Source organism: Bacillus sp. 17RED48 (assembly GCF_019837545.1).
GTDB lineage: Bacteria > Bacillota > Bacilli > Bacillales > Bacillaceae_G > Bacillus_A > Bacillus_A wiedmannii.
Map to the genome: position 1 here is coordinate 143496 of NZ_JADAXG010000010.1, position 25372 is coordinate 168867.

General features: G+C 36.9%; 20 protein-coding genes and 1 riboswitch. Of the genes, 7 read left to right on the plus strand and 13 right to left on the minus strand.

The features are described from left to right. Positions 1 to 181: 181 nt before the first annotated feature. Positions 182 to 1297 carry a M20 peptidase aminoacylase family protein gene (locus ILT06_RS27770; RefSeq protein ID WP_064477196.1) on the minus strand — a complete coding sequence of 372 codons (1116 nt, stop codon included), beginning with the start codon at positions 1295 to 1297 and terminating at the stop codon, positions 182 to 184. Between the two features lie 266 nt (positions 1298 to 1563). On the opposite strand from ILT06_RS27770, the gene nhaC reads away from it, so the two are divergent. Continuing rightward, complete coding sequence (gene nhaC / locus ILT06_RS27775) at positions 1564 to 2985, plus strand: Na+/H+ antiporter NhaC (RefSeq protein ID WP_064477195.1); 1422 nt, start codon at positions 1564 to 1566, stop codon at positions 2983 to 2985. Here the strand turns inward: nhaC and ILT06_RS27780 are convergent. Next, the gene (locus tag ILT06_RS27780) at positions 2974 to 4245 is read right to left on the minus strand and encodes a hypothetical protein (protein ID WP_064477194.1); all 1272 of its coding nucleotides are present in this window, start codon (positions 4243 to 4245) and stop codon (positions 2974 to 2976) included. The two genes, nhaC and ILT06_RS27780, sit on opposite strands and share 12 nt — an antisense overlap. Positions 4246 to 4337: 92 nt before the next feature. On the opposite strand from ILT06_RS27780, the gene ILT06_RS27785 reads away from it, so the two are divergent. Both ILT06_RS27785 and ILT06_RS27790 read left to right on the plus strand, forming a co-directional pair. Next, positions 4338 to 5447 carry a mandelate racemase/muconate lactonizing enzyme family protein gene (locus ILT06_RS27785; protein WP_222655682.1) on the plus strand — a complete coding sequence of 370 codons (1110 nt, stop codon included), beginning with the start codon at positions 4338 to 4340 and terminating at the stop codon, positions 5445 to 5447. A gap of 14 nt (positions 5448 to 5461) precedes the next feature. Further along, the gene (locus ILT06_RS27790) at positions 5462 to 6157 is read left to right on the plus strand and encodes an N-acetyltransferase (RefSeq protein WP_088046910.1); all 696 of its coding nucleotides are present in this window, start codon (positions 5462 to 5464) and stop codon (positions 6155 to 6157) included. A 202-nt stretch (positions 6158 to 6359) separates the two neighbouring features. Here ILT06_RS27790 and ILT06_RS27795 read toward each other — a convergent pair whose 3' ends face one another. From ILT06_RS27795 to rlmD, 5 genes are all read right to left on the minus strand, one after another. After that, the gene (locus ILT06_RS27795; protein ID WP_048560153.1) at positions 6360 to 7067 is read right to left on the minus strand and encodes a M48 family metallopeptidase; all 708 of its coding nucleotides are present in this window, start codon (positions 7065 to 7067) and stop codon (positions 6360 to 6362) included. Positions 7068 to 7161: 94 nt separating this feature from the next. Next, complete coding sequence (locus ILT06_RS27800) at positions 7162 to 7680, minus strand: YehS family protein (RefSeq protein ID WP_064477190.1); 519 nt, start codon at positions 7678 to 7680, stop codon at positions 7162 to 7164. A 496-nt stretch (positions 7681 to 8176) separates the two neighbouring features. After that, a complete protein-coding gene (locus ILT06_RS27805) occupies positions 8177 to 10192 on the minus strand; it encodes a GAF domain-containing sensor histidine kinase (RefSeq protein WP_222655683.1) in 2016 nt (671 codons plus the stop codon). A 182-nt stretch (positions 10193 to 10374) separates the two neighbouring features. Next, positions 10375 to 11364 carry a tRNA dihydrouridine synthase gene (locus ILT06_RS27810; RefSeq protein ID WP_064477188.1) on the minus strand — a complete coding sequence of 330 codons (990 nt, stop codon included), beginning with the start codon at positions 11362 to 11364 and terminating at the stop codon, positions 10375 to 10377. A gap of 96 nt (positions 11365 to 11460) precedes the next feature. After that, a complete protein-coding gene (gene rlmD, locus ILT06_RS27815; RefSeq protein ID WP_088046907.1) occupies positions 11461 to 12837 on the minus strand; it encodes a 23S rRNA (uracil(1939)-C(5))-methyltransferase RlmD in 1377 nt (458 codons plus the stop codon). Between the two features lie 121 nt (positions 12838 to 12958). Beyond that, positions 12959 to 13060: riboswitch (purine riboswitch) on the plus strand. 202 nt (positions 13061 to 13262) lie between these two features. On the opposite strand from rlmD, the gene ILT06_RS27820 reads away from it, so the two are divergent. The 4 genes from ILT06_RS27820 (at position 13263) to ILT06_RS27835 (ending at position 18577) form a co-directional block, all read left to right on the plus strand. After that, positions 13263 to 14459, plus strand: coding sequence for a NupC/NupG family nucleoside CNT transporter (locus tag ILT06_RS27820; protein WP_001200511.1), 1197 nt, complete (start codon positions 13263 to 13265; stop codon positions 14457 to 14459). 278 nt (positions 14460 to 14737) lie between these two features. Further along, a complete protein-coding gene (locus tag ILT06_RS27825) occupies positions 14738 to 15841 on the plus strand; it encodes a polysaccharide deacetylase family protein (protein ID WP_064477186.1) in 1104 nt (367 codons plus the stop codon). Between the two features lie 307 nt (positions 15842 to 16148). Beyond that, entirely contained in the window at positions 16149 to 17231 is a 1083-nt protein-coding gene (locus ILT06_RS27830) for a polysaccharide deacetylase family protein (RefSeq protein WP_098102443.1), read from the plus strand. 116 nt (positions 17232 to 17347) lie between these two features. Further along, positions 17348 to 18577, plus strand: coding sequence for an aminopeptidase (locus ILT06_RS27835; protein WP_064477184.1), 1230 nt, complete (start codon positions 17348 to 17350; stop codon positions 18575 to 18577). A 40-nt stretch (positions 18578 to 18617) separates the two neighbouring features. Here ILT06_RS27835 and ILT06_RS27840 read toward each other — a convergent pair whose 3' ends face one another. The 6 genes from ILT06_RS27840 to ILT06_RS27865 form a co-directional block, all read right to left on the minus strand. Beyond that, entirely contained in the window at positions 18618 to 18941 is a 324-nt protein-coding gene (locus tag ILT06_RS27840; RefSeq protein WP_000263262.1) for a DMT family transporter, read from the minus strand. Between the two features lie 47 nt (positions 18942 to 18988). Beyond that, complete coding sequence (gabD, locus tag ILT06_RS27845; RefSeq protein WP_064477183.1) at positions 18989 to 20440, minus strand: NADP-dependent succinate-semialdehyde dehydrogenase; 1452 nt, start codon at positions 20438 to 20440, stop codon at positions 18989 to 18991. Next, complete coding sequence (locus ILT06_RS27850) at positions 20433 to 21800, minus strand: sigma-54 interaction domain-containing protein (RefSeq protein ID WP_103655503.1); 1368 nt, start codon at positions 21798 to 21800, stop codon at positions 20433 to 20435. Before ILT06_RS27850 ends, gabD begins: the two co-directional genes overlap by 8 nt. 115 nt (positions 21801 to 21915) lie before the next feature. Next, the gene (gene gabT / locus ILT06_RS27855) at positions 21916 to 23280 is read right to left on the minus strand and encodes a 4-aminobutyrate--2-oxoglutarate transaminase (RefSeq protein WP_064477276.1); all 1365 of its coding nucleotides are present in this window, start codon (positions 23278 to 23280) and stop codon (positions 21916 to 21918) included. Positions 23281 to 23434: 154 nt separating this feature from the next. Further along, a complete protein-coding gene (locus tag ILT06_RS27860; RefSeq protein ID WP_098102439.1) occupies positions 23435 to 24178 on the minus strand; it encodes an HAD family hydrolase in 744 nt (247 codons plus the stop codon). Between the two features lie 137 nt (positions 24179 to 24315). Next, positions 24316 to 25221, minus strand: a complete 906-nt coding sequence (locus ILT06_RS27865; RefSeq protein ID WP_222655684.1) for a diacylglycerol kinase — start codon at positions 25219 to 25221, stop codon at positions 24316 to 24318. Positions 25222 to 25372: the final 151 nt, after the last annotated feature.

Below are 25372 nucleotides of genomic sequence, written 5' to 3' on the forward strand. Positions count from 1 at the left end.
ATTAGAAAATGGTACTTATTATTATACACCATGTACTGGAGACTCATTTTGCATCAAGTTTACTGGTACGTAAAATTATATAAATGATTTTCTGAATATATCTATCGTAACTTAGAATATATCAACGATTTTTTCAATATATCGACTTAACGACAAATTACTACAAAAAAACAGGAGCTCTCTAGCCCCTGTCCTCTAATACTTTCCATACAGTTTGTTTCAATATTTCTACTCCATCCATAATACAACTATGATCGAACTTCATATATGGATGGTGTAATCCAGGTTGTAGGTTGGCCCCTAGCCCAAGCATGACAGCTTTTAAATGTGGTCTCTTCACTGTGTAGTAATGGAAATCATCGCTTCCTGTCGTATACAGTGGTCCAGTGCATCCCTCTTCCCCGTACACTTCAAGAATGCCTTTTCGCATAAAGCGCTCAGCTTCTTCTGACACTTCAGCTCCTGGTGCAAGGTCGATCCATTTGTATGAGGTTTTCGATCCCATAGATGCGGCCGATTCTATTACATGCTCTATTTTTTTCTTCAATTCTTCTAATAATGTATTACTCTCTGCCCTAACATCTAAGCTAAAATGCCCGTTACCCGGAATAATATTCAAATTATCCCCGCCAGCCTGGCACCTTGTCATCTTCACTGAATATGAACTTTGCGGTGGTAGCCATATATTTTTCAAACCGATATTGATCATAGAAATGACATCAATTGCATTTATCCCTTGATGTGGGCGTGCCCCATGTGCATCATCTCCATGAATCGTTCCTTCTAAAAATCCTGCTGCTCCGTGACGAATAGATGGGGCAGCTTGTTTCAAAGGTAGTTCTTCAATCGGTCTTAGATGAACACCAAATAAGAAATCAGCATCATCCACAGCACCCTTATCTACCATCTTTAGAGAACCATTTCCTTTTTCCTCTGCCGGCTGAAAAATAAATCTAACAGTACCGCTATCCCATCTCGTATTCTTCAATTGTAAAATAAGCCCCATCACAATTGTCATATGAGCATCGTGACCACATGAATGATTCGCTTTAAACTCTCCGTCCACTTCTTGCCAAAGTGCATCCATATCGGCACGAATTGCAATAACTGGATTTCCGCTTCCAATTTCAGCAATCACGCCTGGGCAATCATCAAATATTTTATATGAAATTCCTTCTTCTTTTAAAAAGTTAGTAATATACGCTGTCGTTTCATACTCTTTCCAACTCACTTCAGGGTTTTCATGTAAATGCTGAAAAATTTCAGTTAACCGCTCTTGTAGTTCTAATGTTTTCAAAGCTACATTCTCCTTCCCAAATTCCAAAACCATTCAGGTTAATTATACTTATGAAAAACAGATGTTTTTATGAACATATTGAATTTTAAGAAAAAAGTCAATTGTTTATTTTTAAATACGATCGACAACTCACTTCATAACGATAGAACATTCCTTATTTTCTGTTTTTTATTGACGCTCATATCAATTTTTAGTTATTATAATTTAATAACGTCTATTTTGCGACAATTCTAAAAATACAAACATACATAATGAGGAGGCAGTTTATGAAAAAAGAAATACCTTTTGGCGTAGCAATAATCCCTATTATCATTACAGTTGCAGTTATGATGGTTACAATTGTTGTATTAAAACAAAGCCCTCACGTCCCACTTATTATCGGTACAACCGTTGCTTCTATCGTCGCTTGGCGTTACGGTTACAAATGGCACGATATCGAAGAAGCAATGTATAAAGGAATTCGCCTCGCATTACCCGCTATCGTTATCATTATTCTAGTAGGTTTAACGATCGGTGCTTGGATTGGCGGCGGAATCGTCGCAACAATGATCTATTACGGTTTAAATCTTTTAACTCCATCACTATTTTTAGTTTCAATTACAATTATTTGTTCTATTGTTGCATTAGCTATCGGTAGCTCTTGGTCTACAATGGGAACAATTGGTGTTGCAGGAATGGGGATTGGCCTAAGTATGGGAATCCCAGCTCCAATGGTTGCCGGTGCTATCATTTCCGGTTCTTATTTCGGCGATAAAATGTCACCGCTTTCAGACACAACAAACTTAGCCGCAGGATTAACAAATACAGATCTATTCACACATATTCGTCATATGTTATTTACTACAATTCCAGGTTTAATTATTACTCTTATCGTTTATGCTTTCTTAGGAAGAAGCTTCGGCGATAACAATATTGATGCAAAAGGTATCGATCAAACGTTACAAGTATTGCAACAAAACTTTGTTATCTCACCTTTCCTACTAATCATACCTGTAGTCGTTATGGTATTGGTCGCTAAAAAGGTTCCTGCTATACCAGCTATTCTCGTAGGTATTATTTTAGGATTTTTATCACAAGTCTTTATTCAAGGTGGTTCTGTCTCCGCATCTGTCGGTGCACTCCAAAATGGATTTGTCATAGACACTGGCAACAAGCTAGTAGACGAACTCTTTAACCGCGGTGGCTTAGATTCGATGATGAATACAGTTTCTATGACAATTGTCGCTATGACTTTTGGAGGAGTATTAGAACATACTGGCATTCTTCGCTCAATTGTAAATCAAATTTTAAAATTAGCGACATCAGCAAAAGGACTTATCGCTTCTACTATCGCGTCTTGCTTTGCAACCAACCTTACTTGCTCTGAACAATATATTTCAATTGTTGTTCCTTCAAGAATGTACGCAAATGCATACACAGAAAAAGGACTACATTCTAAAAATTTATCCAGAGCATTAGAAGATGGCGGAACATTAACTTCTGTTTTCGTACCTTGGAATACATGTGGTGTATTTATACTCGCAACACTTGGAGTTGGCGCATTCGAATATGCTCCTTATGCTATATTGAATTTCATCGTACCTATTATTTCAATCATTTACGGCATAACTGGTCTCACAATTACGAAACTATCAGACATTGAAAAAGCGGAACTACTAAAAAAACAAAAGGCACAACTAGAAGCTTAAAGATACCGGTAAATTCATTTCATATATTGCGCGAGGGCGCCCTTGTTGATAGGGCATTTCCTCGCCGCAAATATGAGCATACCCATAATCAACTAGTTTCTTTAATAACCTTTCTGTTGATCGCCGAGTCACTTGTAAGTATTCAGAAAGATCCGCTGCTGTAAACTTCAATGACGGATGTGATTGACTAAATTGAATAATTTTTGATAAGTTTGCTGGACTCAGTTTCGTTTCCTTCGCTATTTTCATGAGTTCCGGGTTTTCATTCTTCAAACTTTGTACTCTCTGTTCTTTCGGGAACGGACCAAATAGTTCTTTATCACTTGTTAGTATATAAAAACAGTGGTCTATTGGATTATTCTTCGCGAAACTTTGAGCGATTTTAGCATTTTGCTCTGCTTCCTTCACAGTTTTTCCGTAACCAAACCCAATAGCTATCGTTCCTTTTATACTAGCAAATAAATTATTTATCATATTTGTTTTTATAATCGATTCAATATCACCACGAGTCGTATACAAAATGAACGTCATTTCATCAACTTTTTTAAATGAACCACGCAGTTCTTTTGAAATGACATCTAATTGCTCAAGCAAACCTTCTCGTAATTCTAAAGAAGAAATCATACAAGCACCAACAGTAGCTGAATGGCTTTTCGCTAGCTCAGCTTTTATTTTCGCATCTTTTAACCCATTTATAATCGATTGCTTCAGATCTATCATACGCTCTGAAGGAATACCTATTTTTTGAAGTTCATCATAGACAGCATGAATACTAGTTAAAGCTAAATGAGCTTCCCCAGATCGATGTTTAGTTACATGAAAATCAATAACTCTCTTTATTTCATCTTTACTCCACAGCATATTTTCATAATCAAACACTTGCGGACTTTCTTTTATACCGATATCATGGAACACATTTGTAATGAATGAGCGGTCTACTAAATCAATTGAAATGTTATGTGGTTGAATACCTTGGTGATACATGACAGAAAGAATGGAAGATACGACCGTTGTCTCGTCTTGCTGTAAGTACGTACTTGGAATTCGTAATTGTTCTCTTATTTCTTTTGCCATATAATAAGGTAAAGCACCTGAGAAAAAGATGAAGTCACAAGGCTTTAAACGCTTTAAAAGTTCAGAAGATTCCGCCGGATGAAGGTAAATATATGGATCAATCTCTATTTCTTCTAGTTTATGAGCGACAGGTAAAAGTGTCTCCATAAACTCTTTTGAACCGACAACTGCAATTTTTATCATCATTTCTCTAACTCCTTATCATTAATTAACGACTATTTAACGTCAACTATATCAAATGTACAAAACTATTGTAAACAGGAAGGGGTCTCTACCTAATGAAAATTACAGCTATTCATCTTTACGCAATTCGTTTACCACTTCGCGATCCGTTTGTTATTAGTTATGGTTCTTATTCTGATATGCCTTCCATTATCGTCAAAATGGAAACAGATGAAGGCATTATCGGATACGGTGAGGGCGTCGCTGATGATCACGTTACAGGCGAATCATGGGAAAGTACTTTCCATACTTTAAAACATACACTTGCTCCTGCGCTCATTGGGCAAAATCCAATGAATATCGAGAAAATACACGATATAATGGACAATACAATTTACGGTGTTCCTACTGCAAAAGCCGCAATAGATATTGCTTGTTTTGATATAATGGGCAAAAAACTAAATCAACCTGTATATCAATTAATTGGCGGGCGCTACCATGAAGAGTTTCCTGTCACTCACGTCTTAAGTATTGCCGAACCTGAAGACATGGCTGAAGAGGCTGCCTCTATGATTCAAAAAGGTTACCAATCTTTCAAAATGAAAGTCGGTACGAATGTAATAGAAGATGTAAAAAGAATTGAAGCGGTACGTGAACGTGTAGGAAATGATATCGCGATTCGTGTTGATGTAAACCAAGGATGGAAAAATAGCGCCAACACATTAACGGCACTTCGTTCATTAGGTCATTTAAACATCGACTGGATTGAACAGCCTGTTGTCGCAGACGATATTGACGCAATGGCTCACATTCGTTCTAAAACAGACCTTCCGCTTATGATTGATGAAGGATTAAAAGGTTCTCGTGAAATGCGCCAAATCATTAAATTAGATGCGGCTGATAAAGTAAATATAAAACTAATGAAATGCGGCGGCATATATCCCGCTGTAAAACTCGCTCATCAAGCAGAAATGGTCGGCATTGAATGCCAAGTTGGATCCATGGTCGAATCATCCGTTGCCTCTTCCGCAGGATTCCATGTCGCTTTCTCGAAAAAAATCATTACGAGCGTTGAACTTACAGGTCCATTAAAGTTCACGAAAGACATCGGAAACTTACATTACGACGTACCATTTATTCGCTTAAACGAAAAGCCAGGACTCGGCATTGAAATAAATGAAGATATATTACAAGAACTAACCGTCTTTCAAGACGTTGTACGCTAAAGGAGGACTAACGCATGACAGTTCTATACAAAGGAGCATTAAAACAAAATAACGAGTCATTTCACGTTACATTACTATCACTTGAGCATATCGAACACATCTTATCACTACAAAACGTTGTAGTTAAGGCGCTAGAAGATAAAAGTCGCTTACAACCACTCTCGCTAGAAGAGTTTCAATACATTCTAGAAGGAAACGGTATGATGATCGGTGCTTTTATCGAGAACAAACTCATCGCATTTCGTGCCCTACTCGTCCCTCCTATCGACGACGAACATTTAGGACTTGATATTGGCATAGCAGAAAGCGAACTACATCGCGTCATCTATCAAGAAATTTCAAATGTTCACCCGAACAGCCGAGGAAATGGGATGCAAAAAATATTAGCGACAGTCATCATGGACGAATTACAAAACAAAGATAGCAAATACGATTACGTTTGCTGCACCGTTGCTCCTTTTAACATTCCAAGTTTAAAAGATAAGTTTGCGCAAGGAATGGAGATTGCTGCATTGAAGGCGAAATATGGCGGGAGTATGCGGTATGTTTTTGTGAAGGAATTGCGTGGAGGCAAGGAAAGAAATTGGACGGATGTTAAGAGTGTTCCGATGAGTGACGCTGTTGGACAGCAGGCTTTACTTTCGAACGGTTATCGTGGGTATGGAATGGAGAAAGTAGACGGAGATTTTGTTGTGAAGTTTAGACGATGATTTATATACCTGAAAAAAAGGAGATGTCTGCTGTGACATCTCCTTTTACTTTCTCTTCATTGAAAAATGCATTGGTAAATGAAATTATATAAGCGTTTTTTTGAACATATCGATTGTAACTCCAAATATATCAGCGATTTTTGAAATATATCGACTTACCGACAAGTATTGATAATAATCGCAACCTATATAAAGTTCACCATTAAACCGTCATCTTCCAACTAGATAACGCTAACCAATTCTCCATTTCCTTATAATCGGGCATTATTTTCCCGACAAGACGCCAAAAAGATCGATCATGATTTAAATGAACCATATGGCACATTTCATGAACAACTACGTAATCAATTACTTGCTGTGGTGCCATCGCTAGCTTCCAATTGAATGTTAGTTGTAAATTTGAATCACAAGTTCCCCACGTACGACTACTATCTGTAATACGAATAGAACGCGGTTTTGTTTTGAAGTTACTTTGATGCACTTTAATACTCTTCTCTACTAATGACTTACACTGCTTATAGTAAAATCGTTTTAACGCTTGTTGTATTTTCTCATCCTTAAGCTCTTTCACATAAATATGTAGCTTATTCCCTTCAAATACTGCATTGTCTTGCGTAATACTTGCATCTTGAGAAATCTGTATCGGATACGTACTTCCTAAATACAGAAATCCCTCTCCTTGATCATAATCCTTTTCCTGTGGTCCAAGCGCTCGCTCTTGCATTTCCTTACGTGTTTTCTGAATCCAATCCCATTTCTCCTCTAGCAACTGGACTAAGTATTCAACAGGTGTTCCCTTTGGAGCCTGCACTTCCACATTTCCGTACGAATCTACAAAAAGACGCACCGACTTTTTCTTTTTATAAGTTATATGAAAATTAATTGTCTCACCTAAATATGTATGTACCATTTCATCACCTAGTGTATTATTTTACAAATAAAAAAGAATAGGACACAAAAGCCCTACTCTACCTATTATATCATTTACCAATTCATCGGACTCATTACCCTCTATACTTTACACCTAATCCCTTAATGAAATTCCTTGCATATCTATCGCCGCACTCTTTGTAATTTTTATGGCCTTTTTTTCTTAATAGTGCGCCTAGTTCTCCCTTTGTTACTATAACGCCTACGCTATCTAATATATCAAGTACATCCTCACTCGTTAAAGATAGTGCGATTTTCATTTTCTTTAGCAGAAGGTTATTCGCACTCTCTTTGCTTTGTACAGGTGCCGGTTGTCCTGGTTTCGGATCTTGCTTCCCTCTTTTTAAAGTAATAAATCCATTTAAAAATGCCTCTAACATCATCATGTCGCATGTTAATACGTACTCATCTTCTATTACATCATCATTTTCAGATTCATGCTGAGGTGCTCTCTTTATTTTTGTAAGCATATCAACTACGTCTTCTTTCGTTACTTCCATACCACCAAGTTTAAAGATTTCTACCATATCTATATCTCTTATATCTAAAGCGTACCTTACTCTCTTTAATATATCGTTGTTGCTCATTGCCATTGTTTTTCCTCCTGAAATGTTGATTATAGTAATGCTTTTAGCATGTATAAATTAATGTCGTCAAGTTACTACTTTAACATTTTAATGGGAGGTTTTGTAGTCTTAGGTGGATTAATGCTTATGGGGGTGATTTTATTTATTAAGAGATATTTCTAATAACGAATTTATTGTATTAGAAATTAAGAAAGGTCCTATCGATAGAAACGCCTTCAATCAAATACTGTAAAAAGTATTTTAGTTGGTAGTCGGATAACTCCTTCCTTTAAGGATGATAGTAATAAAGCAAAAAAAGATGGGGATTTACTATTAATTAACACACTAAAAAATGGACTAACCTGATATAGGTTAGTCCATTTCTTTTTATGCAACTCTAATTTAGTAGGCAACTCAAACGTAAATGTTACGCAAAATCCAGGTGAAATAGATTGATTATGTTTACTTAGGTTTTACTTTTTATTTGTGGTACGGTTCACCGTAACTAATCTAAATGAGGTTATTATTCATTATTTTCATGATTAAATTTAACAAAAAAGGTCGTGCCTTCCGATCCTGTTTGAATTTCTATTTTTGCATTATGACGGGCAGCAATGGCATAACATATGCCTAGCCCCAATCCAGTTCCATTATCTTTTGTCGTGTAAAATGGAGTACCCAGTTTCTCTAATACTTCAGGCCTGATACCTTTTCCTTGATCCCTCACTGCAAGCACCACACAATTTCGACCTTCTTTGTAGGTGCTAATGGTTAGAACTTTCTCTGTGCCCATCGCTTCTAAGCCATTACGATATAGGTTTATTAATAATTGCCGTATCTCATTACGATTTAACAGTAATTCCGGAATGTCATTTGTATCGACTTGAATATCTTTATTTTGATTATACGTATCAATCTTTATTAAAGGAATAATATCGCGGATAATTGAATTTAAATCTAACATCTGCAAATCCGATTTCCTTGTATTACCCATTGAGAGAAATTCAGTAATAATAGAATTGGCACGGTCAAGTTCTTCAATCATTAAATTTAAGTGCTTATTATGTTTCTCATAGGTGGGCTCTTCTTTTAATAACTGCAAAAATCCTCGTACTGTTGTCATTGGATTTCTAATCTCATGGCTGATACCTGCTGCCATTTGCCCTATTAAATCTATGTTCGATAACCTTTTCAATTCCTGCTCATATTGCTTTTTTTCCGTTATGTTTTTAAAAATACAACAAATACCATCATCATACGGGTATGCAATAACTTCGTACCAATATTCATCAGAGGTAGAAAAAAATTCAAAATACACTGTAGTTCGCTCTGACATTGCACGATGAAGTTCCTTATACATAACTTCGTCCACGCTACTCGGGAAAATCTCCCATATATTCTTACCTAATACATCTTTTGCTGTTTTTCTTTGTGGAAAATATTGATGCTTATTTACGTACGTAAATTCCCATGTATTATTCAAAGTAAAAAATCCATCCGTAATACTTTCAATAACACTTGTAACTTTTTCATTAGCAACAGCTAGTTCTCTCGTTCGCTCTTCCACCATGCTTTCAAGTCGATCCATATATAACAAGTTGGAAAACGTAGGCGCTGTGGCATCAACGATAGATTTTGCCAGTTGCATTTGGGAATTACCATAATTGTGAGCTTTTCCCTCTTTGCCAACGACGATTACCCCTAATACTTCTCCCATTGAAACCAATGGAATCATCAGTAGACCCTTACTATCTATATTTTTTGTTTGAATAACCTCTTGGATCTTAGCTTCATAGCTTTTCTCCATCCAATCCGCTTCTGTCCAATCACAGTTCTTGCTTAACTTCGTTGTTTTAATCGTTGTTTTGTCTAGGGGGGCTAAAAGGTGGGCTGCCATGTTTTTACTCTCTAAAATCTGTCCTAAGTAAAGAAAACATTTATCAAAACTCTCCTGTATCGAGGAACACATTGATAAATCACGGGTAACATTTAGTAACAGCTGCTTCTCGGCAATAAGGTTTTCCTTTTGTGTTAAATTATTTGCGTTTTGAATTGCGACCGCAGCCATATTTACATAAGCTTCAACACTTTGAATTTCTGAATTTGTTAAGTTCATTGGAATTCCATAATCAAATAAAAAAACCAGACCAAATAACTCTTGCCCAAATGAGATAGGTAGAGCTAATAAGGACTTAATTTTGAACGCAGCAACTGGTCTCGGATCCGGCCGATGATCCTTTGATGTATCAGGAATATAAATGGTTTTTTTAGTTTCAATAACTTCTTTTGCCAGTAAGTCTATTTCAGGATCAATTACCTGAGTATCGAGCGTTACGCCATTTATTGTCTCTGGTTTTCCTGCAACCCCTCTAAATGTTCCATCTTCCTGGGGTAAATAGATTCCAACAGCGTTGCACTTAACAATCTCCTCTGATATCGCCATTGTTACACGCTGCAATACTTCACGTAGTTCTAATTTTGTATTTATTATTTTTGTTATATTCGCGAGCCTAGAATATCTCGCCTGATCACTTAACATTCACATGGCCTCCAATTATAGGCATAATAAAATAAACATGATACTATCATTGAAAATCAAGACCAACCTACCATTTTCACTTTTCTCCTGTATTCTTTTCTTACCCTTTTTTACATAGAATACCTCACTTACTTATGATACGGTTTACCTTAATTAAAATGAAACAGTGTAACTTTCAAAAGTTACACTGTTTCACTACCTTCTACCACATTAACACTCGTCTCAAACTTATCAAGTAATGCGCGTACTTCATCAGTTGATTTTGTGTTCATCAATTGATTTCTTAGTTCAGCAGCTCCAGGGAAGCCCTTTACATAAATTTTGAAGAAGCGATGAAGCCCTGTGATGGAGCGTGGCAGTACTTCTGCATATTGATCTTGAAGATCAAGTTGTAGTCTTAAAAGATCTAAATGTTCTTTACTGCTATGCTCTCTTGGCTCTTTTTCGAAAGCAAACGGATTTTTAAAGATTCCTCTTCCAATCATAACGCCATCAATGCCATATTTTTCAGCAAGTTCTAGCCCTGTTTTACGGTCAGGGATGTCTCCGTTTATTGTTATTAGCGTATTTGGTGCAATACGATCACGTAATTTTTTAATTTCCGGAATTAGCTCCCAGTGCGCATCGACTTGGCTCATTTCTTCTCTTGTGCGTAAGTGAATAGAAAGGTTTGCAATATCTTGTTTGAAAATATGCGTTAACCAATCTTCCCATTCGCTTAATTCTTTAAAGCCCAGTCGTGTTTTTACACTGACAGGTAGTCCGCCCGCTTTTGCTGCTTGAATAAGTTCTGCCGCAACGTCTGGACGTAGAATAAGACCACTACCTTTTCCTCTTGATGCTACGTTCGGTACAGGGCAACCCATGTTAATATCAATACCTTTAAATCCTAACTCTGCCATACCAATACTCATTTGACGGAAATATTCAGGATTATCTCCCCAAATATGCGCCACGATTGGTTGTTCATCTTCTGTAAAAATTAAACGGCCACGTACACTTTTCATACCTTCTGGATGACAATAGCTATCCGAGTTTGTGAACTCTGTGAAGAATACGTCTGGGCTACCAGCTTCACTTACTACGTGACGAAAAACAACGTCTGTCACATCTTCCATTGGTGCAAGTACGAAAAATGGTCGTGGTAAATCACGCCAAAAATTATCTATCATTTCAAATTCAAATCCTCTCACTATGAATACAATTTCAAACTCTCAATAAACCAAAAAGCAGATGGTATAGATTCTCCTATATCAACTGCTTTCCTATTATACCAACTTAAGCCAAGCCACACACTCCACATGAGTCGTATGCGGGAACATATCAACAGGTTGTACTTCCTGCGTTTTATATCCGCCTTCTTCTAGTACTTTTAAGTCACGTGCTAACGTTGCTGGGTTACATGATACGTATACGACGCGTTTTGGTTTCATGTCGATGATTGTGTTTAGTAGTGCATCATCACAACCTTTACGCGGTGGATCTACGACCATTGTGTCGGCGACTATGCCTTCTTTGTACCATTTTGGAATAACTACTTCTGCTTCTCCTACGCCAAACTCAGCGTTTGTCATGTTGTTTAGTGCTGCGTTTCGGTTTGCGTCTTCGATTGCTTCTGGGACGATTTCAACGCCGTACACTTTTTTCGCTTTTTGCGCTAGGAATAAGGAAATTGATCCAATTCCGCAATAGGCATCAATTACTGTTTCGTTGCCATCTAATTTTGCATATTCTAACGTTTTATCGTATAGTACTTTCGTTTGTTCTGGATTTACTTGATAGAATGAACGTGCTGAAATTGCAAATTTAATGTCACCGATAAAGTCATAAATGTATTCGGATCCGTACAGTACTGTCGTTGTGTCTCCGAAGATTACATTTGTACGTTTCGTGTTTACGTTTTGAACAATCGATTTTACTTCTGGGAATTTCGCTGCAATTTCTTCAATGATTGCTTTTTTGTTTGGTAATTCTGCTGTACGAGTAATGAAGACAAGCATGATTTCCCCTGTTACTTGTCCGTAACGAGCCATTACGTGGCGAAGTGTTCCTTTATTACGCTCTTCGTTGTATGCCGAAATACCATGTTTTTCACAAATACGTTTTACTTCCTGGATTAATGTATCGTTTTCTTCTGCCTGAATTAAACATGATTCCATATTAATAATGTCATGTGTTCCTTGGCGATAGAAACCAGCTACAAGTCCACCTTCACGTTCTCCAATTGGTACTTGTGCTTTGTTACGGTATACCCATGGGTTCTTCATACCAAGTACAGGGTGCACAGGAACATCGCTTAATCCGCCAATGCGCTGCATAACGTCACGTACTTGTTTTTCTTTCGCTTGTAATTGTCCTTCATATGTTAAGTGCTGAAGCTGACAACCGCCGCACTGATTGTACACTGGGCATTCTGCATCTTTACGATATGGGCTCTCTGTATGAAGCTTCATTAAACGACCAAATGCGAAGTTTTTCTTCACTTTAATAATTTTAATTTGTGCTTCTTCACCTGGTAATCCGTTTTTAACGAAAATAGGATAGCCCTTTACTTTCGCAACACCGGCACCATCATGGGTTAAATCTTCAAATACTACATCTATAAAATCATTTTTTTCAACTGGTGGCGTCATTTTTGTACTCATTTTCCGACCTCTCTTTTTCATAACACTGCGTTACATTTTATCATACTTATATGGTCTATTTCTATCGGAAGAAAAAAAGCTATTGACGATAGTTCTCTGTTAATGTTACGCTACTACTAATTTAATACGGACGATGTTACCTCATATATATTCGATAATATGGATCGAGAGTTTCTACCCGGCAACCTTAAATTGCTGGACTATGGGGAAAACTAATGAATATTAGCCTATGTGCAAAAAAGGACTCATATTGATTAGCTTTCTCTCATAGATGAAAGTGAATCCATATGGGTCTTTTTTTATTTTTATTTTTCTAAAAGGTCAGACATCTTACGTATGACATAAAACCTCTTTGTTTTATTTTTAGTAATATAACGAGCGTTTTATGTACAAACTTTATACGAACTTCTGAAAGGGGCAACTACATGCAATATGTAATGAGCATTATCGGTATTCTTGTCGTTTTAGGTTTATGCTTTGCTTTGTCAAACAATAGAAGTAAAATCAACTTCCGTGCAATTGCTATTATGATTGGTTTCCAAATTTTAATCGGTTGGTTTATGTTTGGCACAAAAATTGGTCAACAAATTATCATCTTCATTAGTAAAGTTTTCAACAAACTAATTAAACTTGGTACGACAGGTGTCGATTTTCTCTTTAATGGAATTCAAAGAGATTTTGTCTTTTTCTTAAATGTATTATTAATTATCGTATTTTTCTCAGCACTACTTTCTATCTTTAGTTATTTAGGTGTTTTACCATTCATCGTTCGCGTTGTCGGCGGTGCAATTTCAAAAATTACTGGTTTACCACGCGTCGAGTCATTCCACGCAGTAAACTCTGTATTCTTCGGTTCAAGTGAAGCGTTAATCGTTATTAAAAACGATTTACAGCATTTTAACAAAAACCGTATGTTCATCATTTGTTGTTCTGCAATGAGTTCCGTTTCTGCTTCTGTTACAGCATCATACGTAATGATGTTAGATGCGAAATATGTACTAGCAGCTCTTCCACTAAACTTATTCTCAAGCTTAATCGTTTGTTCGCTATTAACACCAGTTGATACGAAGAAAGAAGATGAAGTGATTCAAAAATTTGATAGAACTTTATTCGGAGACAGCTTTATCGGCGCAATGATTAACGGTGCGCTTGATGGTTTAAAAGTAGCTGGTATCGTTGCTGCATTAATGATTGCCTTCATCGGTGTGATGGAAGTTGTAAACTACGTAATTAGCGCAGCTTCAGGTGCAATGGGATATGCTGTTACTTTACAACAAATCTTCGGTTATATACTTGCTCCATTCGCATTCTTAATGGGTATTCCAACTCAAGATATTATCCCAGCTGGTGGAATTATGGGTACGAAGATCGTATTAAACGAGTTTGTAGCAATCCTTGATTTAAAAGGTGTTGCATCAACATTATCTCCACGTACAGTTGGAATCGTTACAGTATTCTTAATTAGCTTCGCAAGTATTAGCCAAATTGGTGCGATCGTTGGGACAATCCGTGCTCTTTCTGAAAAACAGGGAAGTGTCGTATCTAGATTCGGTTGGAAAATGTTATTTGCATCAACACTTGCTTCTATCTTATCTGCAACAATCGCTGGATTGTTTATATAATAAAAAACTCCACCTTACTTCTCCTTTTTCAAAAGGAAATTTAGGTGGAGTTTTTTACTTTCTTCTATATGTATTTTTATGTAAACTCCACCAGAAAAATATAAGGTTTTTTCCGAATTATTCCAAAAATGTATTCCCCTCTATATTCTATAGTGATATGATGTACAAGGGTATAATTCAAATTTTTAAAATCGAAAATTTGAGTTAGTTTCACTTATACGAATGATAATTTCAAGACATAAGTGATGATAATTAAAACACAATAGAAGGATGATAGAATGAAAAAATATACATATATCGCTTTACTTTCTTCTGCTATTCTCGTAGGTTGTAACACTAGTAGCACTAGTGATAAACAAATAAAAGAAGCAACGGCGAAACAAACAGTTGAACAAAAAAAAGCGAAAGCGGTTGAACTGCCTTTAACGCAAGGGATTATTACATGGGATCCGTATGAATATAACGCACAAAACACCACGCTTTATACAAAGGATTTAAGAGATTCCTTCAAACAAGTACGTTACACTATTTGGCGTACTGCTGACGGTCCTGAAAGCAAACAAGCTTTTACTTCACAAGAAAAAGAGCGTGACTTTGCCCTCCCACTACATTTAAAATCATTTCATTTAAAACGTGGCGAATTTCAAATTGAAACAGTAGGAATCAAAGAAGATCATACTGAAACAAATCTAGTAACATCTAAAATTACATTCCAGCAACATGTACCCGTTTTAATGTACCATGCGATTGAAAAATACCCTGGGCCAAGTGATGGGGATTACGGCTTATATGTACCACCTGAGCAATTCGAAAAGCATATGCAGTATTTGAAAGATAACGGTTATACGATGCTTACGTTTGAACGTTGGAATGATATAAATCGTGTAAATAAACCTGTTTTTGTAACGATGGATGATGGTCGAAAAAATAATATGAATGCTCTTCATATTTTACAAAAATTAAAGGATGATAGATTCCAACCTACGGCTACTGAATTTCTTACTGCAAATGAGATAGACAAACCAAATCGTCTATCAACAGATGAGATAAAACAAATGATGGATTCAGGCATTTTTTCTATTCAATCACATACTGCTAATCATACGATGATGGCTCATTCAAGCAATTATGATGAGGAATTACGTAGTTCGAAAGAAAAAATCGAAGCCCTTACTGGTAAAAAGGTCATCGCTCTCGCCTATCCAGTAGGTTCTTATAATGACCCAGCTGTTGAAGAAACAAAAAAACATTATGAGTTCGCAGTAACTACTGATCACGGTAATCACATTACAAAAGGGATGCCAAACGAACAGTACTTAATTAAACGCCACTTTGTAGGGCCTAATACATCAATGGAAAAATTCATATCTCTTATAAAGTAAAACTTTAATCAGTAGGGGTTTTGTTCACCCCCACTGATTATTAGCTCTCACCACTCGGGCTTTTACGGGCAGTAAGACCCCACCTAACCTCTTTGCTTTTGCTGAATTCTGAGGTGGGGTCTTACTGCCCACAAATAGCGGGATACAGTAAACTTTACTAAAAGATGATAGAAATAGCTCTATTAAAAGTCACTAACCTATCTCATTACTAAAATGATATGATGAACAAGGGTATGTCCCCACCTCTCTTACAGCGGTGGGGATTTTAAATACGTATGCAACATAATACACAATAGAAGGTGATCTTATGAGAAAATACGCAGCAATCGCTTTATGTACGTCTGCCATTCTAGCAGGTTGTAATACTAGCGATGTAAGTCAAGAGCCTAAAAAAGAGAAAAAGGTTCAAGAATCTAAGAAACAAGAAGAGATTATGCAAGAACAAGGTAAAATTTCTTATACTCCTATTACACACGAATCTACAAACACAAGTATTCATATTGCAGGCATAAAAGATGCTTTAACCGAAGTACAATATAAAATCTGGCGCACAGCTGACGGAAAGGAACACGCTAAATCTTTTTCTTCTAAAGAAAAGGAGAAACAGTTTACACTTCCTTTTGACATAAAAGAATTTGAAGGAAAACGCGGTGAGTTTCAAATTGAAGCAATAGGAATGAAAGAAGATGGGAAAAACATTCCACTCACAAAATCTACTATTACTTTCGAGCAAAAGGTTCCCGTTCTTATGTACCATGCAATCGATGATTATCATGGACAAGGCATTAAAGATTTATTCGTATCACCTGCTAATTTTGAAGCCCAAATGAAATATTTAAAGGACAACGGCTATACATTACTAACTTTTGAACGTTGGGGCGATATTAATAAAGTAAATAAACCTATCTTTGTTACATTTGATGACGGTATGAAAAATAATATGAATGCATTTCATGTTTTACAAAAACTAAAAGACGATACGTTTAAACCTACAGCAACAGAATATATGATTGTTGATAACGTTGATGTAGAAGGATCACTTTCTACATCTGACATAAAAGAAATGGTTGATTCCGGCATTTTCTCTATGCAATCTCATACTGCAACACATGCAGACTTGCCGAAAATTACAAACTATGAAGAAGAATTAAAAGAATCAAAGGAAAAGCTAGAGAAAATAACAGGTAAGCCTGTTATTGCAGTTGCTTATCCATTCGGTCATGTGGATGATAAAGTTGTTGCAGAAACGAAGAAATATTATCAATTTGCGACGACAACAAAACCCGGAAAGTTCATTACGAAAGGTGAACCCGATGAATTACTAAAAATGAAGCGTGTTCGCATACACAATTCGACGACTGTAGAACAATTTGCTTCTTCGATTAAATAACGATGAGAGCTCAATATATTTTGAGCTCTCTTTTTACGCTATATTTATATATATTTTTTGAATTTTCTTGTATTATATATAGTAAGAAATCTTTCAAACTAAAGGAGATTATACATATGTCATTTGAACAAACGTTAGAGAAATATGCTGCCCTTGCAGTCAATGTTGGTGTTAATATTCAACCAGGACAAACATTATCAATTAGTGCACCTCTTGAAGCTGTACAATTTGTACGCCTCGTTACAGAAAAAGCATATAAATCTGGTGCAAAACACGTATATGTGGATTGGAATGATGAGACATTAACACGCTTAAAGTTCGATCTAGCTCCTGAAGAAGCATTCGCTGAGTTCCCATCTTGGAAAGCACACGCTCGTGAAGAATTAGCAAAAGAAGGCGCTGCCTTCATGTCTATTTATGCAGAAAACCCTGATTTATTAAAAGGTGTAGAATCAACACGTATCGCAACAGCTCATAAAGTAGCTGGTGAAGCAATGAAAGTATACCGTGATTACGTACAAGCTGATAAAGTAAGCTGGTGTGTCATTTCTGTTCCTACGAAAGAATGGGCTGCGAAAGTATTCCCTGACGTTGCACCAGAAGAACAAGAAGCAAAACTATGGGATGCTATTTTCAAAGCTACTCGTGCGGATTTAGAAAATCCTGTGGAAGCATGGAAAGAACACGATGAAACGTTACATACAAAAGTTGATTACTTAAACGAAAAGCATTATAAAGCCCTTCACTATACAGCTCCTGGAACAGATTTAACGATCGAACTTCCAGAAAAGCATGTATGGGCTGGTGCTGGTAGCTTAAATGAAAAGAACGTACCATTTATGGCGAACATCCCAACTGAAGAAGTATTTACAATGCCACTTAAAACAGGTGTAAACGGCCAAGTATCTAGCACAAAACCGTTAGCATTTGCAGGTAACATTATCGATAACTTCACGTTAACATTTGAAAACGGGCGTATCGTAGACTACAAAGCGGAAGCCGGAGAAGAAGCTTTAAAACATTTAGTAGAAACAGATGAAGGCTCTCACTTCTTAGGCGAGGTTGCTTTAGTACCTCATGATTCACCAATTTCAAATACAAATATTTTATTCTACAATACACTATTTGACGAAAACGCATCTTGCCACCTTGCAATCGGAAGTGCTTATGCATTCAACTTAGTAGGCGGAAAAACAATGTCTAAAGAAGAACTTGCTGAAAACGGAGCAAACACTAGTATTACACATAACGACTTCATGATCGGATCAGCTGAGCTTGATATCGATGGTATTACAGCTGACGGAAGACATGAACCGATTTTCCGTAAAGGTAACTGGGCATTTTAATAAAAACAAAAGGCTATCTTCCACACTGGAAGATAGCCTTTTATGATGCTGATGAAACCTTAAGTCCAATTACTCCTAAAACGATAAATAGAATACAAAACGCTTGGAATAAGCTAATGTGTTCTTTAAAGAAATATACGCTAATGATTGTAATAAGTAATGTTCCTACGCCAGACCAAATGGCATAAGCGATACTTAAATGAATTTTTTTGACAACGATAGCAAATACGCTGAAACAAATTCCATAAAATACGAAAATAAGTACACTTGGAACGAGCTTTGTTAAACCGTTTGATAATTTCATCGCAATTGTTCCTGCTACTTCAAAAATAATTGTTACGAGTAATAATAGCCAATATACCATACTAGAATCTCCTTCTCTGTTACCTTATAGAGATTCTAGTATACTACTTATAGCCCTAACGAAATATATTTAATTTCTAAATATTCCTCGATACCGAAATGGCCTCCTTCACGGCCGATACCACTTTCTTTAAAGCCACCGAACGGTGCTTGTGCAACTGATGGAAGTCCATCATTTAAGCCAATAATTCCGTACTCTAACGCTTCGCTAATTTGGAATGCTTGACTAATATCTTTTGTGAAAATATAAGCAGCCAAGCCATATGGTGTATTATTTGCACGTTCGATTACTTCTTCAACCGTTTTAAATTTAGCAACTGGTGCAACCGGACCGAATGTTTCTTCATTCATACAAAGCATCGTGTCATTTGCCAATCCAATTACGGTTGGCTGAATGAAATATCCATCTAACTCTGCAAATTTATGGCCACCGTATAAAACTTCTCCACCCTTTTGAATTGCATCTTCAATATGTTCTTGTACTTTCGAAATTGCATTCGCATCAATAAGTGGACCTACAGTTGTTCCTTCGCCAAATCCGTCTCCAACTTTAAGCTGCTCTACAGCTTTTGTGAACTTTCCTGCAAACTCTTCGTAAACTTCTTCTTGAACAAAGACGCGGTTTGTACATATACACGTTTGTCCTGCGTTACGGAATTTCGAACCGATTACCGCCTCTACCGCTTTATCTAAGTCCGCATCATTCATAACAATAAACGGCGCGTGACCACCTAACTCAAGTGAAACCTTTTTCATCGTTTGTGCAGCACTGGCCATTAATTCCTTCCCAATTTCCGTTGATCCTGTAAAGGAAACTTTTCGAACACGTCCATCTTCCATCCACGTATCAGCAATTGCTTTCGCACTACCTGTTACAATATTTATTACGCCTTTTGGAATGTCCGCTTTATGAGCTAATTCAGCTAATTTCAACGCAGTTAACGGCGTTTGACTTGCAGGTTTTACAACTGCCGTACATCCTGCCGCAAGTGCCGGTGCTACCTTTCTCGTAATCATAGCAGCAGGGAAGTTCCAAGGTGTAATAGCTGCCATAACTCCAACTGGTTGCTTCATAACTAAAATACGTTTATTCGGATGAGAAGCAGGAATCATTTCACCGTATACGCGTTTTCCTTCTTCCGCATACCATTCAACAAAACTATTTGCATAATTCACTTCACCAAGTGCTTCTGCAAATGGCTTTCCTTGTTCTCTCGTCATGATCGCTGCAATCTCTTCTTTATTTTCATCGATAAGTGTGAACCATTTTTTCAACTTCACTGCACGGTCTGCTGCTGTTAACTTAGACCATAATTTAAAAGCTTCATGAGCAGCATCAACAGCTTGCTTTGCCTCTGTTACCCCGCCCTTTGGTACCGTCGCAAATATTTCCTTCGTTGCTGGATTATTTACTTCGATTTGTTCTTGCAATGTAATCCACTCACCATTTATATACATCGCCTTTTTCTCTACATTTACAAACGCCGCTTTTTTATCCAATGTTTTCTTCCTCCTCTAAAAGTTTCTTTATCTTCCTAGTGGCAGCAGATTGACTTATTTTTAAAAACTCCGCTACTTTATAACTCGATCCATATGTTTTATATGCTTTCAAAATAATATTACGTTCTACTTCTTCTAACATTTTATAGAGACTTTGACCGGACTGTTCAACCGTTGATTCTTGCATCGCTATTGGCAAATCTTCTATCGTAACGATATCATCAGTAGTTATAACAATTCGCTCAATCACATTTTCAATTTCTCTATTATTTCCTTCCCATGGGTAACCAACAAACATTTGCAATGTGCTAGGTGCTAATTTTACATTTCGGCCATATTTCTCGTTAAAGTGCTGTAAATAATGATAAATGAGTGGCAAAATGTCTTCGGTTCTTTCCCGAAGTGGCGGAATTAAAATTGGAATGACATTCAGACGATAATATAAATCTTTCCGGAATGTTCCTTGTTTCACCATCATACTTAAATCTCGGTTTGTTGCCGCTACAATTCTAACATCAACTTTTTTTAATTCTCTTCCGCCTATAGGGCGAAACGTTTTTTCTTGCAATACTTGCAAAAGTTTCGCTTGAATTTCAAGCGGCATTTCGCCAATTTCATCTAAGAAAAGAGTTCCTCTATGCGCTGATTCTAATAGTCCCTTTTTCCCTTCACGATTCGCACCTGTAAAAGATCCACCTGAGTATCCAAAAAGCTCTGATTCAATTAAATTCATTGGCAATGCCGCACAATTAATTTCATAGAAACTTTCATTCTTCCTGTTACTCACTTCATGTAAATGACGTACTAATCGACTCTTCCCTACTCCTGTCTCACCTAAAATGAGAACTGTACTATCTACCACGGATACTTTCTTGATTGTCTCGACTATTTTTTGCATAGCGATACTTTTAAAAATAAGTCCTTCATGTTCATATGTTTCTCTTAATTCTTTTTTATATGTTTTTAACTGATTATCCATTTCCTCTACCTTTTGACGTAATTGGTAGAGTTCTGTAAGATCACGAGAATAACTAATTACTCTTCTTAAATTTCCCTCATTATCAAAAACAGGCCTTGTACGAACGTGTAAATACTCTCCTGATTTTGTCGTTTGAACGAGTTCAATCGGTCTCTTTTTTTCAATTACTTCTAACGTTGCCGATGGATAAAAGATACCATCCTTCTGCAATTCTTTCACATGCTTACCTACTAACTCTTTAGCAGCTAGTTGATAGTGCCTTTCACATGTACTATTTACACGCACAACGATTCCCTTTTCGTCAGTCACAAAAATTTCGTCAAACGCATATTCAAATACATCTTGTAAATCCATTAACACTCGTTCCTTTTCTCCAACCATCCTAGCCACCCCTAACTTCCAATCCATCGATTCACTTCACTACCTTTATTATAAAGTGAATTTTCTGCATTTTATATAGAGTCAGCTAGAATGTTTGCGATTTATTATTTAGCTTTTAAACACGAGCAGTATTTGCTTTCTCATAACAGACTTGCAATGATTCTTCAATTATTGTTAATCCTTCTTCAAGTTGCTCATCTGTAATAACTAATGGCATTAACACACGAATAACATTACCGTATGTCCCTGCTGATAGTAGAAGTAATCCGCGTTTGTTTGCTTCTGCGCACAAGTTAGCTGTTAACGTTTTATCAGGTGCTTTCGTCTTACGGTCTTGAACGAGCTCGAATGCACACATTGCTCCTAAGCCGCGCACATCACCGATGCAATTATATTTATTTTTCATCTCTTCGAATCGGTTCATTACAACTTTCCCTAATTCTATCGCTCTATCATTTAAATTCTCTTTTTCTATTACATCAAGCACTGCTAATGCTGCCGCACATCCTAGTGGGCTTCCTGCATACGTTCCACCAAGCTCTCCCGGCGCAGACTCATTCATAATTTCCTTGCGCCCAATAACACCACTAATCGGTACACCAGCGCCTAATGATTTAGATACCGTAATTAAATCTGGAACGACATCATAATGATCAATGGCAAAATATTTTCCTGTACGACTAAATCCTGTTTGAATTTCATCCGCTACAAATAAGATGCCGTGTTCTGAACAAATATTGCGTACTTCTTGCACAAATTTCTTACTTGGAACGATAAATCCGCCTTCCCCTTGAACAGGTTCCATTACAACGGCTGCAATTGTTTCTGGCGCTACTTCTGATATGAAGAAATTCTTAAACTCTTCAATCATAAAGTCATCGTACTGCTCTTCCGTTAATCCTTCTGGGCGGCGATATTCATATGGAAATGGTGCTTTATAGACTTCAGGCGCAAATGGGCCAAATCCAAATTTATATGGTTTTACTTTACTTGTCATCGTCATTGTCATTAATGTACGCCCATGGAATCCTTTAGAAAATGCAATAATACCAGGCCTTTTTGTATATTTACGAGCGATTTTCACTGCGTTTTCAACCGCTTCTGCACCACTATTTAAAAATAGTACTTGCTTATCAAAACTTCCTGGTGCTAATGCCGCAAGTTTTTCTGCTAATTCAATATATGGCTCATACATCATGACATTAAATCCAGTATGAATGTATTGATCTACTTGTTTATGGAGCGCCTCTTTAACAGCTGGATGACAATGCCCTACGTTAATTGTTCCGATTGCTCCTGCGAAATCAATGTACTGATTACCATCAACATCTGTTAAAAGAGCACCATTTGCAGATTGTACAAACGTTGGGATGCCGTTACTTACTCCTTTTGGTACTATATTTTGGCGGCGTTCTAATAAAGACGCTGCTTTCGGTCCAGGAATTTGTTCATTTACTTTAGCAAATTTTTTTGTGTTCATTACGTATCCCATCCTTTTCTTTACATTGTTTTCTCTTTTCGTTGCAAAATGTATGCCAACATTCTTTTCCAGCATTCATCCTACTTACCTTCTATGTCGACATAAAAAATAAGTCTATAAAGACTCATTAAGAGTCCTTATAGACTTATTTTCCTTACACATTAGACTTTCCTTGTTCCCAAGTCAACTCACCCGAATGAGAAATAAAATCCCCAATAGATTGTACGAGCATATCCGCAAGTGGTTCTAATGTTTGACGGTCTCCCGTACCAGATAGCACCCCAATTGCATAGCAATCACCGTTTTTCGCTAAATGTAAATCAGTTGGTGTATCTCCAACGACGGCTACTTCACATGCTTCTAAATGAAACTTCTCACAAAAAGATTCTACAATTCTTTTATCTGGTTTTTGTGCCGGAAATGTATCTGAAGCTACAACATAATCAAAAAAAGACTCTAATTGATATTGTTTCAAAAACAATTCTGTTGGTGCAAAATCATCGGCTGTCACAACACCTAAAATAAATCCTCTATCCTTTAAAACTTGTAAAATTCTCGGTAAATCCGCCGTCATTTTCATATAAGAACGATGCTCATACATAAGAGAAAATAACTTTTCACTTACCCACTCATGCATCTCCTCTTCCTTAGATGACGTAATATACTTACAAAGCCCCTTTGCAACATCAAGGCTTGTTCCTGCCGCTATTGCGCTACGAGGGTTTACAAATGCCCCATCCACACCGATCTCTTTTAATAAATCCTGCTGCATTGACTTTGGAAGTTGATATAGATTTATACATTCCGCCACAAGTTCTTCAGCTACTTTTATCCAAATTGAATGAAAATCCATTAATGTCCCGTCTTTATCAAATAATATTGCTTTTACCTTCTCCATAGCACCCTACCTCTCGTTTCTTATCTCCTCCAGTGTATCAATAAAGTATGGATATAAAATAAACGAATTGTAAAAATACCATGAAAATCAAACTAACTTCCAATTTACAATTCCTCTATATAATAAAAAGGATGCCTTTACAGGGCATCCTCTTGTTGTTCAGGAACAAATAGTTCAAGACAATGATATATATTTTCGAATTCCATCGGTGCATCTCCACCGTATTCACCATCTAAGTTAATCATTAGTTTATCTGGTGAATGCACTTTAATTCGATTTGCTTGTGTGTATAGCACTTTTGGGTTATTAATATGTTCACCACGCTGCGCTTGTGTTGCTGCTTTAATTAAGTCAGCGATAGAACCTTTTTTCAGTACTAATAAATCAAATAAGCCATCATTAATCGATGCATATGGTGCTACTTTTTCGAATCCACCAACTGAACGAGTATTCGTAATTAAAAACATCGTAATTTCTTCTTGTAGCAACTTTCCATCATACTCGATTTCAACATATGTTGGATGTAATGATGGTAGCATTTCGATTCCTTTTAAATAATAAGCAAGTTGGCCTAATACCGTTTTTAGCTTGCTTGGCACTTCATATGTTAATTCTGTAATACGGCCGCCACCAGCGATATTAATGAAATATGTATCATTCGCTCTACCAAGATCTAACGGAACTGTTTTCCCTTCACAAATAATATCCGCAGCCTCTTCAATAGCACGAGGTACACCGATCGCACGCGCAAAATCATTTGTCGTTCCAACTGGAATAATTCCAAACTTTGGACGCTGTTCATGTCCTACTAAACCGTTCACCACTTCATTTAATGTACCATCACCACCAGCTGCGATAACAACATCAAACTTACGATCCGCAGCTTGCCTCGCTGCCACAGTCGCATCTCCAGGACCAGTTGTCGCATGACAAGACGCTTCATATCCAGCTTGTTCTAATTTTTGTAATACTTCCGGTAAGCTCTTCTTAAATAGCTCGCGCCCAGAAGTAGGATTATAAATAATTCTTGCTCGCTTCATCATTTATTAGCACAGGAAATTTCTTTATATATCAAAAAGAACATACCGAAATTCTATTCAGTATTCCTATGCCTACCTCCTCTCATCTTCCTATCCTTCTTTTATCCCGCTCAAACAGGCAGTAAGAACCCGATTCGTGTAGTCCATCAAAAGT

Coding starts and splice junctions, on each gene's coding strand:
- ILT06_RS27835 (WP_064477184.1), top strand. CDS start 17,348: ATGTCATTTGAACAAACGTTAGAGAAATATGCTGCCCTTGCAGTCAAT.
- ILT06_RS27825 (WP_064477186.1), top strand. CDS start 14,738: ATGAAAAAATATACATATATCGCTTTACTTTCTTCTGCTATTCTCGTA.
- ILT06_RS27830 (WP_098102443.1), top strand. CDS start 16,149: ATGAGAAAATACGCAGCAATCGCTTTATGTACGTCTGCCATTCTAGCA.
- ILT06_RS27790 (WP_088046910.1), top strand. CDS start 5,462: ATGACAGTTCTATACAAAGGAGCATTAAAACAAAATAACGAGTCATTT.
- ILT06_RS27810 (WP_064477188.1), bottom strand. CDS start 11,364: ATGATAGATAATTTTTGGCGTGATTTACCACGACCATTTTTCGTACTT.
- ILT06_RS27860 (WP_098102439.1), bottom strand. CDS start 24,178: ATGGAGAAGGTAAAAGCAATATTATTTGATAAAGACGGGACATTAATG.
- ILT06_RS27780 (WP_064477194.1), bottom strand. CDS start 4,245: ATGATGATAAAAATTGCAGTTGTCGGTTCAAAAGAGTTTATGGAGACA.
- ILT06_RS27800 (WP_064477190.1), bottom strand. CDS start 7,680: ATGGCAATGAGCAACAACGATATATTAAAGAGAGTAAGGTACGCTTTA.
- nhaC (WP_064477195.1), top strand. CDS start 1,564: ATGAAAAAAGAAATACCTTTTGGCGTAGCAATAATCCCTATTATCATT.
- rlmD (WP_088046907.1), bottom strand. CDS start 12,837: ATGAGTACAAAAATGACGCCACCAGTTGAAAAAAATGATTTTATAGAT.
- ILT06_RS27840 (WP_000263262.1), bottom strand. CDS start 18,941: ATGGTATATTGGCTATTATTACTCGTAACAATTATTTTTGAAGTAGCA.
- ILT06_RS27865 (WP_222655684.1), bottom strand. CDS start 25,221: ATGATGAAGCGAGCAAGAATTATTTATAATCCTACTTCTGGGCGCGAG.
- ILT06_RS27805 (WP_222655683.1), bottom strand. CDS start 10,192: ATGTTAAGTGATCAGGCGAGATATTCTAGGCTCGCGAATATAACAAAA.
- gabT (WP_064477276.1), bottom strand. CDS start 23,280: ATGAACACAAAAAAATTTGCTAAAGTAAATGAACAAATTCCTGGACCG.
- ILT06_RS27820 (WP_001200511.1), top strand. CDS start 13,263: ATGCAATATGTAATGAGCATTATCGGTATTCTTGTCGTTTTAGGTTTA.
- ILT06_RS27850 (WP_103655503.1), bottom strand. CDS start 21,800: ATGGTTGGAGAAAAGGAACGAGTGTTAATGGATTTACAAGATGTATTT.
- ILT06_RS27785 (WP_222655682.1), top strand. CDS start 4,338: ATGAAAATTACAGCTATTCATCTTTACGCAATTCGTTTACCACTTCGC.
- ILT06_RS27795 (WP_048560153.1), bottom strand. CDS start 7,067: ATGGTACATACATATTTAGGTGAGACAATTAATTTTCATATAACTTAT.